Source organism: Lysinibacillus sp. NPDC095746 (assembly GCF_044763535.1).
GTDB lineage: Bacteria > Bacillota > Bacilli > Bacillales_A > Planococcaceae > Lysinibacillus.
In genome coordinates this window covers 1-17,516 of record NZ_JBIWGL010000021.1, presented here as the reverse complement: position 1 = coordinate 17,516, position 17,516 = coordinate 1, and the positions used below count along the sequence as shown (strand labels likewise).

Annotated in this window: 13 protein-coding genes; 12 read left to right on the top strand and 1 reads right to left on the bottom strand. The window is 38.1% G+C overall.

The genetic code is table 11. From position 1 onward, the window contains the following. Positions 1–58: 58 nt before the first annotated feature. Positions 59–604, top strand: a complete 546-nt coding sequence (locus tag ACIQ7N_RS15970) for a competence protein ComK (protein ID WP_132360583.1) — start codon at positions 59–61, stop codon at positions 602–604. A gap of 129 nt (positions 605–733) precedes the next feature. Next, a protein-coding gene (prfB, locus tag ACIQ7N_RS15965) for a peptide chain release factor 2 (protein WP_402933768.1) occupies positions 734–1,838 on the top strand; the annotation gives its coding sequence in 2 pieces (ribosomal slippage) (positions 734–808 and positions 810–1,838; 1,104 coding nt in all). A gap of 225 nt (positions 1,839–2,063) precedes the next feature. Here prfB and ACIQ7N_RS15960 read toward each other — a convergent pair. Next, positions 2,064–2,573 carry a competence protein ComK gene (locus ACIQ7N_RS15960; protein WP_132360585.1) on the bottom strand — a complete coding sequence of 170 codons (510 nt, stop codon included), beginning with the start codon at positions 2,571–2,573 and terminating at the stop codon, positions 2,064–2,066. A gap of 225 nt (positions 2,574–2,798) precedes the next feature. On the opposite strand from ACIQ7N_RS15960, the gene ACIQ7N_RS15955 reads away from it, so the two are divergent. The 10 genes from ACIQ7N_RS15955 to ACIQ7N_RS15910 all read left to right on the top strand — a co-directional run bounded on the left by ACIQ7N_RS15955 (position 2,799) and on the right by ACIQ7N_RS15910 (position 16,892). Next, positions 2,799–3,041: an IDEAL domain-containing protein gene (locus ACIQ7N_RS15955; RefSeq protein WP_274068068.1), complete on the top strand. Its 243-nt coding sequence runs from the start codon at positions 2,799–2,801 to the stop codon at positions 3,039–3,041. 319 nt (positions 3,042–3,360) lie between these two features. Further along, entirely contained in the window at positions 3,361–5,340 is a 1,980-nt protein-coding gene (gene uvrB / locus ACIQ7N_RS15950; RefSeq protein WP_132360589.1) for an excinuclease ABC subunit UvrB, read from the top strand. A 7-nt stretch (positions 5,341–5,347) separates the two neighbouring features. Further along, complete coding sequence (uvrA, locus tag ACIQ7N_RS15945) at positions 5,348–8,212, top strand: excinuclease ABC subunit UvrA (RefSeq protein ID WP_402933766.1); 2,865 nt, start codon at positions 5,348–5,350, stop codon at positions 8,210–8,212. Between the two features lie 575 nt (positions 8,213–8,787). Beyond that, positions 8,788–9,981 carry a DUF4097 family beta strand repeat-containing protein gene (locus ACIQ7N_RS15940; RefSeq protein ID WP_402933763.1) on the top strand — a complete coding sequence of 398 codons (1,194 nt, stop codon included), beginning with the start codon at positions 8,788–8,790 and terminating at the stop codon, positions 9,979–9,981. 273 nt (positions 9,982–10,254) lie between these two features. Continuing rightward, positions 10,255–10,941 (top strand): cell division ATP-binding protein FtsE, encoded by a 687-nt coding sequence (ftsE, locus tag ACIQ7N_RS15935; RefSeq protein ID WP_132360596.1) that lies wholly within the window; start codon positions 10,255–10,257, stop codon positions 10,939–10,941. Further along, the gene (gene ftsX, locus ACIQ7N_RS15930; protein WP_132360598.1) at positions 10,931–11,815 is read left to right on the top strand and encodes a permease-like cell division protein FtsX; all 885 of its coding nucleotides are present in this window, start codon (positions 10,931–10,933) and stop codon (positions 11,813–11,815) included. The genes ftsE and ftsX overlap by 11 nt, the downstream gene beginning before the upstream one ends. Before the next feature lie 78 nt (positions 11,816–11,893). Beyond that, positions 11,894–13,210, top strand: a complete 1,317-nt coding sequence (locus ACIQ7N_RS15925; RefSeq protein ID WP_402933759.1) for a murein hydrolase activator EnvC family protein — start codon at positions 11,894–11,896, stop codon at positions 13,208–13,210. A gap of 700 nt (positions 13,211–13,910) precedes the next feature. Then, positions 13,911–14,534, top strand: a complete 624-nt coding sequence (locus tag ACIQ7N_RS15920) for a hypothetical protein (RefSeq protein ID WP_402933756.1) — start codon at positions 13,911–13,913, stop codon at positions 14,532–14,534. 40 nt (positions 14,535–14,574) lie between these two features. Beyond that, positions 14,575–15,168, top strand: coding sequence for a redoxin domain-containing protein (locus ACIQ7N_RS15915; protein ID WP_248717931.1), 594 nt, complete (start codon positions 14,575–14,577; stop codon positions 15,166–15,168). Between the two features lie 275 nt (positions 15,169–15,443). After that, positions 15,444–16,892, top strand: coding sequence for a S41 family peptidase (locus tag ACIQ7N_RS15910; RefSeq protein WP_402933752.1), 1,449 nt, complete (start codon positions 15,444–15,446; stop codon positions 16,890–16,892). Positions 16,893–17,516 lie beyond the last annotated feature (624 nt).

Here is a 17,516-nt window from a genome sequence, read left to right as displayed (position 1 = left end):
TATATTTATTAGTTTTTTCTCTTTACTAGAAAAACATACAATTTTGAGGAGGATTGACATGCATAATGATGACATTATGAGTAGTAAAACGATGCTGTATATACCGGAGTATGATGCACATGGTAACTTGGGTACACGTGTAATAGAAAGGGATCGCGAATATATATCAAAATTAGCGCCGACAAAATTAATGGATTATAATCTACGTTATTTCGGTTCTAGCCTAAGAGGGGCTTTTGATGGATCGAGAATGATACTTGGAAAGTTGAATAAAAATCCAATAGTTGTTCATGAACAAAGTAATATTGTATGGTTTCCAAGTAAGTCTTATTTACGACGTGACTGTAAATGGTTTGCTGTTCATCATATTCAGGACTATCTAGCTATCGATAAAAAGAATACAAAAGTAATTTTTATGAACGGCTATGAAACTAATGTGGATCTAAGTGTTAGATCATTTGAAAACAGAATTCAAAGAGCTTTTCTACTAAAATATAAACTGGAAAAACGAACAAAAAATTTATTAGTTCAATATGATCAAAGTAAAGTATTCCAACGTATGGCAAACGATGTTATCTTTGAGGATGAAGCTGAAAAAGACTAAAACGAATGCTGAGGTTGTAAAAAAGTATGTTTTCCGCCGTAAAAACGTTATAATAAAGAGATCGGGGCTTTAAAGAAGTATCAGTATTTTAAAAGTTTGCCCCATAAATAATGTTCGGAGGATTTAACAATGATTGAATTAGCAGATGTACGTAACGCGTTAGACACTTCAGCCAAAAAATTGGCGGATTTTAGGGGGTCTCTTTGACTTAGAAAACAAAGAGGCACGTATTCAAGAGTTAGATGAAATGATGCTTGAGCCAGGTTTCTGGGATGATCAGCAAGGGGCACAGGTAATCATTAATGAGAGTAATGGCTTAAAGGCAACTGTTAATGAGTATAAAGATTTATTAGAAACATATGAGAACCTAGATATGACGTTAGAGCTATTGCGCGAAGAGCCTGATGAAGAATTGCAGGAGGAGCTAGGCAATGAATTAGTAGAATTCCAGCAAAAAATGGGCGATTTTGAGCTGCAATTACTATTAAGCGGTCCATACGATCAAAATAATGCAATTTTAGAGCTACATCCAGGAGCAGGTGGTACGGAATCTCAGGATTGGGGCTCGATGCTGCTTCGTATGTACACACGCTGGGCGGAAAAACGTGGCTTTAAAGTCGAAACAGTTGATTATCTTCCAGGCGATGAAGCAGGAATTAAATCTGTAACATTGTCCATTAAGGGTCATAATGCTTATGGCTATTTGCAAGCAGAAAAAGGTGTTCATCGTTTAGTACGTATTTCACCGTTTGACTCTTCGGGTCGTCGTCATACATCGTTCGTTTCTTGTGATGTTATGCCTGAATTCGATGACAATATTGAAATTGATATTCGTACAGAGGATTTAAAAATTGATACGTATCGTGCAACAGGTGCAGGTGGTCAGCATATTAATACGACAGATTCAGCTGTTCGTATTACGCACATTCCAACTGGTACTGTCGTCCAATGTCAGGCAGAACGTTCACAAATTAAAAACCGTGAAAAAGCAATGACAATGTTAAAAGGGAAACTCTATCAATTAGAGATCGATAAGCAGCAGGCACAGCTAGATGAAATCCGTGGTGAACAGAAGGAAATCGGCTGGGGCTCACAAATTCGTTCCTATGTATTCCATCCATATTCAATGGTGAAAGATCATCGTACAAATGAAGAAACAGGTAATGTAGGAGCGGTGATGGATGGTGACGTAGATCCATTCATTAATGCATATTTACGTTCAAAAATCGGCTAATGAAAGCCCCTCAGAGACACAATAAAATTGTGCTTTGAGGGGTTTTTTAGTTTCAAAATCAATTGTGCATCGGCATAATTGCATCCGGAATCGGCTTTGTGATATCCGCCGGAGGTTTATCAGCGGATGTTGGAACCCCCCCTGATAAGTGACTTAAAACCGTATTTATCTCACCCCTGTACCTGTCGCTACGCTTTCGATCAAAAGACATTTTGCTGAAAGAAGTTAAAAAGGTGGATGATACGGAGCGTCTTGGCTAATCTCCTTGCGCTCATTCATGTAATGTTTATAGAGCATCGATGCATTGACAAATTGCTTGCTAATCGAAGCATATTGAATAGGTAGCTCAATCTGTTTATCATTTTTCAGTGTGACGATACAGCCCGTTTTACTCGCTACAATATTCGAAATGGCGTGAAGTCCAATCCAAATATTGTGGATAGAGTTTGGAGAATACGTTGGTAAAAAAATACAAGGATAACCATAATCATAAGCAACAACGATTGGAAGCTTATGTTGATTGCCGAAAAAGCGTTTGGCGGAATGTCTTGCTGCTTCATAGGTTGTGCCGAGTGAGATACAAGATTTTCGTAATATATGCATTGGTTTCCGCGTGACGATAAGCTCATTATGCTTATCAATGACCCGTGTGAAAATTTTAGAATCATACTGCATTGGCTGAAGTAAATAGGTGTTGAAAGACATTAAATACCCATTGATGTAGTTTGCAGACATCTATGTAAACCTCCCTTTTCTATTTGTTATTGAAGTGTAGAACATAAAATTGAATTCTGAAAGTATAGACAAAAGGAGAAAACCGTTGATATTTCAAGCTTTTGTATAGAGAAATTGCTTGAAATTGCACAAGATTAATAGTAAATCGGAGTGATTTTCGGTTCTTAAGCATTGCATTTTAACATCAATTTTCTTATAATTTAGAAAAGGATCGAGGTGAGATCGTTGGATAAATATTATTCGTATACAGATTTTCTAAAAGCCGTTGGTCAGTCAAAGAAAGTTGATGAGGCAGAGAAATTATTAAACGAGATTTATTTAGATTTATTTTTAAATCATATCCAGCGTATGCATCGTGAAGAGCAGCTCATGGTTCTGATAGATAGAGCACTCGATGAAAAAGATGAAAATGCATTTCATCTATACGCAGCCGAACTAATAACCTTACACCAAGATGCAAGTGAATAATATGACGAGCCCGCTCTCCGTTTATTGGAGAGCGGGATTTTTTTGCTATTTTTGTGCCAGCTGATCAGATTTTCCGGTAATAACCCGAGATTCCCTCTAAGGTAATGCATTTACATTTTCCCATGTCGATTAGCTAACATTTGGAAAGGGTAATCTATTGATAGATAGGTTGTCATTAGTACATATGTTCTATCGCAATCACCTTAAATAGAGCAAACGGAAATTTTTTTACAAACATTCGTTCGTTAAATGTTCGAAATTTAAATTATGCTATGCTAAAATATATGTATCAAATTGGTAGGAAGGGACGGGGACATGTGTGCAAACATTTGATTTACAAGCGCCATATACGCCTGGTGGAGATCAACCACAGGCAATTGCGGAATTAGTGGAGGGTGTACGTGCAGGTAAACGTCATCAAACGTTGCTCGGTGCAACAGGAACAGGAAAAACGTTTACGATTTCTAATGTCATTCAACAAGTAAAAAAACCGACACTTATTATGGCACATAATAAAACATTAGCAGGTCAATTATATAGTGAGTTTAAAGAGTTCTTCCCTAATAATGCAGTTGAATACTTTGTCAGCTACTATGATTACTTTCAGCCAGAGGCATATGTACCGCAGACGGATACTTACATCGAGAAAGATTCAAGCATTAATGATGAAATTGATAAGTTGCGTCACTCTGCAACATCTGCATTATTCGAGCGTGATGATGTCATTATTATAGCATCCGTGTCCTGTATATATGGTCTAGGTTCTCCAGAAGAATATCGTGAAATGGTCGTATCGGTGCGGACTGGAATGGAAATTGAACGTAATCAGTTGCTTCGAAAACTGGTCGATGTACAGTACGAGCGTAATGATGTGAGTTTTACACGTGGGACGTTTCGAGTGCGTGGCGATGTAGTGGAAATATTCCCTGCATCTCGTGATGAGCATTGTATTCGCGTGGAGTTTTTTGGGGACGAGATCGATCGAATTCGTGAGGTAGATGCGTTAACGGGTGAAATATTAGCGGACCGTGATCATGTAGCTATTTTCCCAGCATCCCACTTCGTTACACGAGAAGAAAAAATGCTAAAGGCCATTGAAAATATTGAAAAAGAGTTGGAGGAGCGTTTAACTCTTTTACGTGCAGAGGATAAATTGTTAGAGGCACAGCGTTTAGAGCAACGCACTCGCTACGATTTAGAAATGATGCGTGAAATGGGCTTTTGCTCAGGTATCGAAAACTACTCGCGTCATTTAACATTGCGTGAAGCGGGGGCAACTCCATATACGCTACTTGACTATTTCCCTGAAGATTTTTTACTTGTTGTCGATGAAAGTCACGTTACGTTACCACAAGTTCGAGGGATGTATAACGGTGACCAAGCACGTAAAGGTGTGCTAGTTGAGCATGGATTCCGTTTGCCATCAGCACTAGATAACCGCCCTTTACGTTTTGAAGAATATGAGAAACATATACATCAAGCTATTTATGTATCAGCAACACCTGGCCCGTATGAGCTTGAGCATTCTCCTGAAATGGTGCAGCAAATTATTCGTCCAACAGGGCTACTTGATCCACAAATTGACGTCCGTCCTATTGAAGGGCAAATAGATGATTTAATCGATGAGATTCAAGGTCGTATTGCTCGTAATGAACGAGTGCTTGTTACAACATTGACGAAAAAAATGTCAGAGGATTTAACGGCTTATTTGAAGGAAATGGGTTTAAAGGTGGAGTACTTGCATTCCGAGATTAAGACGCTAGAGCGCATTGAAATTATTCGCGAGCTGCGCAAAGGTACTTACGATGTTCTAATCGGCATTAACTTATTGCGAGAAGGGCTAGATATTCCTGAGGTTTCGCTTGTGGCGATTTTAGATGCTGACAAGGAAGGATTTTTACGTTCAGAACGCTCACTCATTCAAACAATTGGACGTGCTGCACGTAATGCCAATGGTCATGTCATTATGTACGCAGATAATATGACGGATTCGATGAAAAAGGCGATTGAGGAAACGAAGCGTCGTCGCACACTGCAAATGGCATATAACGAAGAGCACGGCATTACACCGAAAACGATTGTTAAGAAAATTCCTGATGTTATTCGTGCGACACAGGTGGCAGAGGAAGAGGAGTCTTATGTAACGAAGGCAACAAAAGGTAAGAAGCTGACGAAGGCGGAAAGAGAGCAATTACTTGCAACTTTGGAAGTAGAAATGAAGGAAGCGGCAAAAGCACTCGATTTCGAACGTGCTGCTGAGCTACGCGATACAATATTTGAATTGAAGGTAGAAGGGTGAATGGCTTGTGAAAAATACTGAAATTGTCGTGCAAGGTGCACGAGCTCATAATTTAAAAAATATCAATGTCACAATTCCGCGCGATCAATTAGTCGTGCTAACAGGGTTATCGGGCTCAGGGAAATCATCATTAGCGTTCGATACGATTTATGCTGAGGGCCAACGTCGTTATGTTGAATCCCTTTCAGCTTATGCCCGTCAATTCCTAGGTCAAATGGATAAACCAGATGTCGATGCAATAGAGGGATTATCTCCCGCTATTTCAATCGATCAAAAAACGACGAGCCGTAACCCACGTTCTACAGTTGGGACAGTAACGGAAATCTATGATTATTTACGTTTGCTATTTGCGCGTATCGGTAAACCTATTTGTCCAAATCATGGTATTGAAATTACGTCCCAAACGATTGAGCAAATGGTCGATCGTTTAGTAACTTATCCAGAAAGAACGAAAATGCAGTTGCTTGCTCCGATGGTTTCAGGGCGTAAGGGAACGCACGTAAAGCTACTGGAAGATTTAAAAAAGCAGGGCTTTGTTCGGGTACGTATCGACGGTGAGCTACGTGATTTAGATGATGCTATTGAACTTGATAAAAACAAAAAGCACTCAATAGAAGTAGTCATCGATCGTGTTGTGATGAATGAAGGTGTCGCGGCACGTCTTAGTGATTCTTTAGAGACAGCATTACGTTTGGCTGATGGGCGTGTACTTGTCGATGTGATGGAACATGAGGAATTATTATTTAGTGAGCATCATGCTTGTCCTTTATGTGGATTTTCAATCGGGGAGCTAGAGCCTCGCATGTTTTCATTTAATAGTCCGTTTGGAGCTTGTCCAAGCTGTGATGGTTTAGGCTCAACACAAGAGGTAGATCTTGATTTAGTAGTGCCTGATTGGGACCGTAGTTTATTAGAGCATGCTATAGCACCGTGGGAACCAACAAGCTCTCAATACTATCCACAATTATTAAAGGCTGTGTGCGATCATTATGATATTCCAATGGACGTCCCAGTAAAGGATCTTCCGAAAGAAAAGATGGATAAAATTTTATATGGTTCTGGTAAAGATAAAATCCACTTCCATTATGAAAATGAGTTTGGCAATGTGCGAGATCAAATGATTGAATTTGAAGGTGTTGTCCGTAATGTGGAGCGCCGTTTTAAAGAGACAACGTCTGACTATGTGCGTGAACAAATGGAAAAATATATGGCGCAGCAAGCATGTCCATCTTGTAAAGGTTATCGCTTAAAGCCTGAAACATTAGCTGTAAAATTAGCAGATAAACATATTGGCGAAGTTACACAGTATTCGATTCAGGAAGCTGATACATTTTTCAAAGAGCTAGATTTATCAGAAAAGGATATGAAAATTGCTCGACTTGTTTTACGTGAAATTGAAGAACGACTGGGCTTCCTAGTCAATGTAGGGTTAGATTATTTAACGTTAAGTCGAGCAGCAGGGACACTTTCAGGTGGAGAAGCTCAACGAATTCGTCTTGCGACACAAATCGGCTCGCGTTTAACGGGCGTTCTCTATATTTTAGATGAGCCATCAATCGGCTTGCATCAACGTGATAATGACCGTCTTATCAGTACATTGCAAAATATGCGTGATATAGGCAATACGCTTATTGTTGTTGAACACGATGAAGACACAATGCTGGCGGCTGATTATCTTATTGATGTGGGTCCTGGTGCAGGTGTGCATGGTGGTCAAATTGTAGCGGCCGGGACACCCCAGGAAGTAATGGAACATGAAAAGTCATTAACAGGGCAATACTTAAGTGGCAAGAAATTTATTCCATTGCCAATTGAGCGACGCAAACCGAATGGGCGCAAATTATCGATTAAAGGTGCCAAGGAAAATAATCTTAGAAATGTAAAAGTTGATGTACCACTTGGCTTATTCGTTGCAGTAACAGGTGTTTCGGGGTCAGGAAAATCAACGCTTATTAATGAAATTTTATATAAGTCATTAGCTCAAAAGCTTAATCGCTCAAAAGTGAAGCCTGGCGAACATAAAGAAGTAACAGGAATTGATGAGCTCGAAAAGGTAATTGATATTGACCAATCACCAATCGGTCGTACACCTCGCTCTAATCCAGCTACGTATACAGGCGTTTTTGATGATATTCGAGATGTTTTTGCAACAACAAATGAAGCAAAGGTACGTGGCTATAAAAAAGGTCGCTTTAGCTTCAACGTTAAGGGAGGCCGCTGTGAGGCTTGTCGTGGTGATGGTATTATAAAAATTGAAATGCATTTCCTACCAGATGTTTACGTGCCGTGTGAAGTCTGTCATGGGAAGCGTTATAACCGTGAAACGCTTGAAGTGAAATATAAAGATAAGAGCATTGCAGATATTTTAGATATGACGATTGAAAATGCAGTAGTATTTTTCGAAAATATTCCGAAAATCCAGCGTAAACTACAAACAATCGTAGATGTAGGATTAGGCTATATGAAATTAGGACAGCCTGCTACGACTCTATCCGGAGGTGAGGCACAGCGTGTAAAATTAGCCTCTGAATTACACCGTCGTTCAACAGGTAAATCATTCTATATTTTAGATGAGCCGACAACGGGCCTACATGCGCATGATATTGCACGTTTACTTGTTGTTTTACAGCGTCTTGTAGAGAATGGCGATTCCGTGCTAGTAATCGAACATAATTTAGATGTCATCAAAACAGCAGACTACATTATCGATTTAGGACCAGAAGGTGGCGATAAAGGTGGTACTATTGTTGCGACAGGCACACCAGAAGAGGTCGCTGAAGTAAGTGGCTCTTATACTGGGAAATATTTAAAACCGATATTAACAAGAGATCGTATGCGTATGGAAGCTGTTTTAGCCAAAGCTTCTCAATAAAGTCCCAAAAAGTTCGCAAATTTCCTAAGGAGATTTGCGAATTTTTTTACGATAAGGGGCATACTGCGAAGGCGGATGTCGATAAAAATTAAAAGTTGGGTGATAAAACGTAAAAGTTAGTCGATAAACTTCAAAAGTTGGGTGATAAAACGTGAAAGTTAATCGATAAACTTTAAAAGTTGGATGACATTCTATTAAAACGTATGTCATGTGAATAAGTTGATTGGAGTGGAGGCTGGGCGACTCCTCGGGGATCAGCGTCACAGATGGTCTTGGAGCGAGCTTTGCGAGTGAAGCGGCTCATCGGACGCCCCCAGGAGCTCTGCTCTGCGCGAAAGCGAAGCGTCAGCGGCAAATGTTTTATCTGCGCGAAAGCGAAGCGTCAGCGGCAAATGTTTTCTGTAGCGAAAGCGAAGCGACAGCAACAAAGCGCCCAGCCGGAACGGAAATCAACCCCACGCTATTGGTAACGAGCTTAAAAAAGATATATCTCCAATATTTTCATTTTTATGGTGAAACTTTTCACAAAATGAATCGTATAAATAATATAACGAACTGAGGGAGGCTATTTTATTATGCAAAATGAACGTCAACGAATTTTAGAACTTGTAGAAAAAGGAACAATTTCAGCGCAAGAGGCGATTACATTATTAGAAGCATTAGAGCAACCTAGCAAGTCCACTCAAAATGTTATGAATGATGTAGTAAATGAGGACCAGTATTCCGCTACAGAAAAAGAGTCAGTATTTAAAGATGAGAGTCAAAACGAACAACAATCGCAAAAAGACGAAGATTTCTCAAAATATTTCCAAGAAGAAATGCGAGATTTCCGTAAAGATTTATCACAAATTGGTTCTCTCTTTATGGATATGATGAATACGGCAGTAAAAAAGGTTAAAGAATTTGATGTTACCTCTCCATTTGGTGATAAATTCGAGTTTACACATACGGAAGAAGTTTCAGATGAACGTGTGGACAAAATAATTGCTGAATTACCGAATGGCAATTTTGCATTAGAAACTGCTGAAGGAGATAGCTTCCAAGTCATTTGCAAGGTAAAGGCACCTTTTGTTAATGATAGTGAAGAAGAAACGCGCGCTAACTTCCTAGAGCAATTCGTTGTCAAGGAAGATGGAGATTCACTACGAATTTTAAGTCAACTTAAGCTTGTTCAAGTAAATGTTAAAGTACTTGTTCCAAAGGATAAATTAGAAAAATTATCAGTACGTTTAATGAACGGTAATGTTACTTTACAAGATACGGATTTCGAGCAATTAAAAGTAAAAACATTAAACGGTGCGATTAAAGGCTCTAAGTTTAACTTTGGAAAGGCAGAAGTAGATTCGTCAAATGGTTCGATTGAATTAACAAATGTTCGCGGTAAAGATTTAGAGGCTGAAACATTGAATGGCCGTGTCTATTTAGATGGTGCATTGGATGAAGTTGCAGCAAAATCGGTTAATGGACATGTTGTTGTCACTACTTGCTCTACTAATTCATCGAAAATCAAAGCACAAACAGTCGCGGGAGCTGTTGAATTGTATGTGCCACGTACACTATCGTTAAGCGGTAAAATTGTTACGAACTTTGGTAAAGTAGATGTTGGTATTCAAGATGTTTCAAAAATTGAATCACAGGATCAATTTTTATCAAAAGTAGTACGTTTTGATAAAGAAATAGAGAATGCTAATCGTTTATTTATTGAAGGTGAGTCTAAAACAGGTGCAGTTTTAGTACGCTATACAACAACTGACGAGCAGCATATTTAACGAATAAAAAGCATTCAGGCTAAGCATAAAAGCATAGCTGAATGCTTTTTTGCTGTTTGAAAACATAAGAAAAGCAGAAATCGACTTTCCACTATTGGGCTCGATTTCTGCTTTCTTGTCTGTCGAGTTATGTTAATTTTGTGGCAATGAAATAACGAAATAACAGGAACTACCACGGAATGAAATGAAACTGTAATAATAAAGGGAGAAATAGAGTGCTATAATAGAGAACGAAATACCTCTTACATGGTAAGAGATTTAGGTGGTTTAAATATGATAGAAATGAAGAATGTGACAAAGAAGTACTCAAATGGCGTTGTTGCGACAAATGGGATTTCTGTTAACATAAAGCAGGGTGAATTTGTCTATGTTGTAGGTCCAAGTGGTGCAGGTAAATCTACATTTATTAAATTAATGTACCGCGAGGAAAAAGCTACTTCTGGAGAAATTACTGTTAATGGCATAAATTTAGCAGAATTGAAAAATAAAAAGGTACCTTTTTTACGTCGTCAAATTGGTGTCGTTTTCCAAGACTTCAAACTGCTACCTCGTTTGAATGTATATGAAAATGTAGCGTTTGCACTAGAGGTAATTGAGGAAGACCCAATAGAAATTCGCCGTCGGGTAATGGAAGTTTTGGAGCTCGTGGGGCTAAAGCAAAAGGCAAGAATGTTCCCTAATGAGCTTTCAGGTGGCGAACAGCAGCGCGTTTCGATTGCACGATCTATTGTGAATGTGCCAAAGGTCGTTATTGCAGATGAGCCTACTGGAAATCTTGACCCTGAGACATCATGGGACATTATGAATTTATTCGAAGAAATTAATGCAAGAGGTACAACTATTGTGATGGCAACCCATAACCGTGAAATCGTAAATACGATTCGTCGTCGAGTAATTGCAATTGAAGGCGGCATGATTGTCCGTGATGAGCACGGAGGTGAATACGGCTATGAAATTTAATACAGTAAAACGCCACTTCCGAGAAAGTGTAAAGTCTCTTGGTCGTAATAGCTGGATGACTATTGCCTCCGTTAGTGCAGTTACAGTGACATTAATATTAGTAGGCGTATTCGCGCTTATTATGATGAACTTAAATAAAGTAGCATCTGATTTAGAGAACGATGTTGAAATTAAAGTGTTAATTGATGAAACAGCAGATAAAACAGCTGAAAAGGCACTCATGGAAAAAATAAAGAAATTGCCTGATGTCGCAGAGATGACTTATTCGACAAAGGAAAATGAATTAACGAAATTAGTAAAAGATTTTGGGGACGATTTTAAACTATTTGAGCAAAGTAATCCATTACGTAATGTTATTTATGTGAAGGCTTCAAATCCTCAACAAACAGCTACTGTTGCTAAAAAAATTGATAAATTTGAGCATACATATGACGTTATGTATGGTGAAGGCAAAGTAGAAAAACTATTTAATTTCTTAAATATTAGCCGCAACGTAGGGATAGTACTTATTTGTGGATTATTATTTACAGCAATTTTCTTAATTTCTAATACGATTCGAATTACTATTATCGCACGTCGTGATGAAATAGAAATTATGAAACTAGTTGGAGCAACGAATTCGTTCGTGCGTATCCCATTTTTATTAGAAGGAATGTGGCTCGGAATTTTAGGTTCTATTATTCCAATCGCGGTCATCGCAACCCTTTACCACAATGTATATAAAATTATTGCGCCTCGATTAAAAGGCGAACTTGTTCAAGTACTTGATTTCTCACCTCTTGTGTACCAAGTAAGCGGTCTACTATTACTCATCGGTGTACTAATTGGTATTTGGGGAAGTTTCATGTCCGTACGTAAGTTTTTAAAAATCTAGCTTTCGTTAGGCTTCGCACTAGTTGTGTTAGCCGGAAGACAATCAACCAAAATTAATAGTCGAAAAGGAGTTCAACCGGTGAAAAGTATGGCGAAAAACTCATTGAAAACACTTACTGCAGCATCTGCATTATTTCTTTTTATCCAAACTCCATCATCGTATGCAACTAGTTTATCGGATTTAAAAGATGAAAAAAAACAAATTGAATCAAAGAAAGATGGCTTAAATTCATCCATCAATAATAAAAAAAGTGCTATTTCTGAAAATGATAACAAGCAACAAAAATTATTAGATCAAATTAAAACATTAAATGCTGAAATTGATAAAACTAACGGTACTATCAAAAATGTTTGGGCAGAAATTCAAGCTACAAATAAAGAGATAAAAACTTTAGAAGATTCTATTGCAGAACTTCTGCACAAAATTAAAGAGCGTGATTTATTGTTAGAGGATCGTGCTCGTGCCATTCAGGCAGGTGGTTCCGTTAGCTATTTAGATGTACTTCTTAGTTCTAATAGTTTCATAGATTTTATCGACCGTTTCTCTGCTGTCAATGCATTACTTGAAGCGGATCGACAAATTATCCAGGATCAAAAAGAGGATAAGCAAAAATTAGAGGAACAAAAACAAGCTTTAGAAGGAAAACGCCAAAAGCTCGAAGATAAAAAAGCTGAGCTCGATCGTTTAAAAGCATCATTGGATGGACAGAAAGCTGAGAAAAACAAAGTAATTGATCAATTAGAAAAAGAACAAGAAAAGCTGAAGTCAGAAAAGGTACTGCTTGAGAAAGAGTATTCTGAGGCTCTTGAGATTAGTGCGGAATTACAACAAAAAATCATTGATGAGCAAAATCGATTAGCGGAAATTGCTCGTCAACAAGAAGCGAAACGTAAGGCAGAAGCCGCTGCCGCAGCCAAGGCAGCTAATTCAAACAATAGTGGTGGTGGGTCAGGATCTGGATCTTCAATAGTCAATGCGCCACAATCGAATGGTACTTGGATTAAACCAACAAATGGTCGTTTAACATCGACTTATGGCTGGCGTGAATTTGGTGGTTCAGAGTTCCATTATGGGATCGATCTTGCAAATAGTATAGGTACGCCAGTATGGGCAGCAGCTGACGGTGTTGTTTCCTATGCTGCACCACTTAGCACGTATGGTAATTGTGTCATCATTACACATTCTATCAACGGTCAAATTTACACGACCGTATATGCACACTTAAACTCCTTTAACGTTAGTGTTGGCACAGAAGTATCCCAAGGGCAACAAATTGCTGCTATGGGTAACACAGGCCGTGTAACAGGGCCTCACTTGCACTTCGAAGTGCACATCGGTCCATGGAGAGGACAAGCAGTCGGAAGTGACAATCCATTAAAATATATTCCAATTTAACGTCTTTCAGCGAATGTCTTCCCCGCTATAGGTGGAAAGATGACTGGTCAACTAAAGCCTCCGGAAATATAGAAAGCTATACATTAGGAATCTTCTAATGTATAGCTTTTTTATATTTTCATTAAGTTACCGAAACATCAAAGCGAATGTTCAAAATAACTTGCTAGTTAAGATTGGGCAGTGTCAATAAACTGAGGAGGATTTGCAGGGAGTCAGCACGAAACGTTGGAGGATCGATGAATAGAAACGGCAAGGTGGTGGATAGAACTAGCAAAGTGGTGGATAGAATCATCGAAATGATGGATAGAACTATGAAACTGTGGATAGAACCGGCAAAAAGATGGATAGAACCATCAAAAAAATGGTTAGAACTATCGAAACTGTGGATAGGATAGGCAAAGTGGTGGATAGAACGTAATACCGTTTTTGGAAATCGATATAATGCTCACTCAATTTTTGACGTTAAAAATATATTCATCTGTAGAACCTGAACTTTTTTAGCAGATGTATTATTTGGAAGCCTCTTTCCTAGTATGCCATCATATTATGTAATATTATTTATAGTGTGAATACCTAGTTGGGTATTTCACTAGAACTGTTCATAAAAAGTCTATTCAGGAAGATTTTTTGAACACAGTGTGAAATGACAGTTCATATAAAAATTATATGCTATGCTGTAGCTATCTGGAGGATTTATTAGATGAATAACACAGAATGGTTCTCTATTCGGGCATTAACATTACCAGCAACAGCTGTTGCTCTACTTGTGGCCTTTTTCATTGTATGGCTAGTTTTACGGGTACAATTTTCTAAGAAATGGGCAGGGGTATATGGCGACGCGGTCTTTACCTTTATTGTCGTTTGGAAATTTAGCATAATTGTCACTGATTTTAAAGCTGTTATCGCTCAACCATTTTCGCTTCTTTATTTTAATGGTGGAACAATTGGTGTCTTATTAGGGGTAATGGCAGTGTCATTACAGCTTTGGTGGAAGCGACAACAATTTCAGTTTGACGCAACTGGAGTCGCTGCCTGTAGTTGGGCAATCATTTTAACGCAATCGATTTATCAATGGCTTGTAGTGTTACTAAATGAAAATCAAACCACTAGCGAAGTGATAACTTTACTTGTGCTAAGTATACTAACAGTCCTCATATTATGGAAAATAACAGCTATCAACCGTGCTTTATTTTTATATACAATTGGTTTTATGATTGTTGCTCTCTTTCAGCCTTATGGTTTATGGCAACCAGCAGTAGGTGTGAGCGTCATATTACTTATATTAGGTTTAGTGATTCAGCGTTTTGCTGGCGCGTCTAAATGATATGGTTCAAAAATAAAGTACTATTATTGGGAGGTAAGGAATGAAAAAAAATATTGGGCTACTTATCGTCGTATTATTGGTAGCTGTGATGATTGGTACATATGTTAAACAGCAAATTGATAAGGATCGTGAAATTGAAACAACTTCTCTTGGGAAAGAAATGGATGAACGAAAGATTGGTTTAAGCAATGGGGATACGCCACCGGATTTTACGTTAACAAGTTTGGATGGTAAAAATGTAACTTTGAGTGAGCTTCGTGGAAAAAAAGTTGTGTTAAACTTTTGGGCAACATGGTGCCCACCGTGTAAGGCAGAAATGCCACATATGCAAAATTATTATGAACAATATGCTAAAAAAGATAATGTAGAAATTATAGCTGTCAATTTAACAAGTGAAGAACGAGATGTTACAGCTGACGCAAAAATAGATTCTGTGATGACATTTAGAGATAGCTTTGATTTAACATTTCCTATTTTACTTGATCAAGACCCGAAAAACTCAATCGGCATTGCCTATCAAATATTGACGATTCCTACAACCTATTTTATTGATTCAAATGGATATATTCAACGTGCTATAAAAGGGCCGATGAATGTAGAAATGTTAAAAAAATATGTAGATGCATTAGACTAATCAAATCAAAGAATCTGCTCCTTTTCTTAAAAGAAACGAAGCAGATTTTTTATTTGTTTAAAAAGCGCCTACGATTCTTGATGGATACCCACGCTAGGGAGGTAAATACCCGCGATTGACGATAGAATATCTGCGCTAGAAATCAAATACTCACGCTATGCAATAGAATACTCTTGATACAAAAATCATAGTATTTCAACAAATTATTTTGAAGTTTAATCTTGTATGTTTGAAAAATAAACTTCATACAGTAGAAGAGACGGAGGAGGGAAGGTTTGCGCAAAATAATGGCTGGTGTCGGCGTACTTGCTAGTAGTCTATTGCTAGGTAGTGGAGTTTATTTTGACTGGTTTAATTTAGGGGATAAAAAGGAGCCGGTCGTTACAGAGGTTGATTCAATTAATGAAGCGTTGAATTTAATTGAGAAAAAATCTGTATACAGTACGAAAAAAGATGTTTTGGTGGAGGGGGCACTTCGTGGTATGGCCGATGCAATAAAGGACCCTTATAGCACCTATTATTCGAAGGAAGAGGCGGAACAGCACCGACAAATGTTAGCCGAGGAAAGGGTAGGCATAGGGATTGAGCTATCTGAAAATAACGGAAAATTTATTGTTGTATCTCCAGTGCGTTCGTCCCCGGCAGATAAGGCAGGAATGCGCTCTCTCGATGAAATTGTACAAGTTGATGGCGTTCGGGTAGATGGCAAAACGATGAGTGAATTAATGCATTTAATTCAAGGGGAGAAGGGGACGAAAGTAACTATTGTCGTCTATCGTCCAAGTGAAGATAAACATATTAAAATGACGATGGAACGAGCTGCAATTTCTAATAAAACAGTAACGAGCGAAGTAGTGAACGTAGAAAATACTCCGCTAGGTTATGTGGAAATCTCACTTTTCGGTGAAAAAACAGCAAATGAGTGGGTTGCCGAAACGAGTAAATTGCTCCGAAAAGATATAAAAGGGTTAGTGATTGATGTGCGTGATAATCCAGGTGGTTATTTACATAGCGTCGCAGCCCTACTGAGCACAGTATTGGAGAAAGGCAAAGTGTTTGCCTATATGCAAAATGCTGAAGGTGCTATGGAACCGTTAAAAACGGAATCAAAAAGCTTTGACGAAAAGTATTTGCAGACAATGTACAAGATACCAATTGTTGTTTTACAGAATGCGGGCAGTGCATCTGCTAGTGAAGTACTTAGTGGCGCTTTAAAAAGCTGGGGACGTGCCTCCCTTGTTGGTGTCAAGAGTTTTGGAAAGGGAACAGTTCAGGAGTCTTGGTCGCTGAAAAATGGTGGCGAGCTTAAACTGTCCACAAATAAATGGCTGACGCCAAAGCGCGAATGGATTCATGGGCAAGGTATTGAGGCTAATTTAGTAGTTGAACCAAATGAATTATTCGCTTTTCAAATGCATCCATTATCAGGAAAATTTAAAGAGGGCGATATGAGTGAAGAAATTGCTTATACGCAAAATGCTTTGAAAAAGCTAGGCTTTAAAATTGCTCGTTTAGACGGTTACTTGGATGAATCGACGGAGGAGGCGGTTAAACTTTATCGAGAGGATAAGAAATTGAAAAAGGCAGAAGATAATTATAATATGGACACTACCTTCTTTAACAGCTTAAACGAAACGTTGAAAAAATATAAAGAGGACCGTCAAAATGATTTACAGTTCCAAATGGCGACAAGCTTTTTACTGCATAATATTAAAGGAGAATAATAATATAAGAATGTAGATCGGTAAAAGGATTTTTTTGCTTTTGAATCCCCATTTTTAGTTGATAGTTGCGGAAGCGTGTAGCCCGTAGTAGCTTTAATATTTAATGATATTAAATAGGAGCATATCAAAAGAGCATGTTTTGAAAAAAGTGATCAAAGCATGCTCTCATTTAACTTTTTATAATTTCTATCCCCTTATTGAACTAAACTGAATTTTAGATAACAATAAAACATCGAATTTACCTAGATTGTTAGTCTAATATTAATTTGTTTTTTTAAATCCTATTAAATAGGTAATTTCTCAGGGGAATGAAAAATCACCGATTTTTTTAGAAAAAAGTGTTGACCTTTTTAAATTAAGAGTGTAGTATTATACAAGTCGCTAAGACAGCTACTGAAAAACAACTAAACTAGTTGTTGACATAGAGTTTACGACATGATATTATATAAAAGTTGCTGCTGAGAAAATGGCAACGAAATGAACCTTGAAAACTGAACAAGCAAAACGTAATCAATAAAGTTTTTACTAGCTAACCTCGAGTTAGTGAACGAAACAAAATTTTGGACATCAAACATGATGCCAGCAAAACAATTTGAGCTAATCAAATTTCTTTTTATGGAGAGT

Excerpts from the sequence above, each read along its gene's own strand:
- ACIQ7N_RS15970 (WP_132360583.1), top strand. The coding sequence starts at position 59 with ATGCATAATGATGACATTATGAGTAGTAAAACGATGCTGTATATACCG.
- ACIQ7N_RS15960 (WP_132360585.1), bottom strand. The coding sequence starts at position 2,573 with ATGTCTGCAAACTACATCAATGGGTATTTAATGTCTTTCAACACCTAT.
- ACIQ7N_RS15940 (WP_402933763.1), top strand. The coding sequence starts at position 8,788 with ATGCAAAATGAACGTCAACGAATTTTAGAACTTGTAGAAAAAGGAACA.
- ftsE (WP_132360596.1), top strand. The coding sequence starts at position 10,255 with ATGATAGAAATGAAGAATGTGACAAAGAAGTACTCAAATGGCGTTGTT.
- ftsX (WP_132360598.1), top strand. The coding sequence starts at position 10,931 with ATGAAATTTAATACAGTAAAACGCCACTTCCGAGAAAGTGTAAAGTCT.
- ACIQ7N_RS15920 (WP_402933756.1), top strand. The coding sequence starts at position 13,911 with ATGAATAACACAGAATGGTTCTCTATTCGGGCATTAACATTACCAGCA.
- ACIQ7N_RS15915 (WP_248717931.1), top strand. The coding sequence starts at position 14,575 with ATGAAAAAAAATATTGGGCTACTTATCGTCGTATTATTGGTAGCTGTG.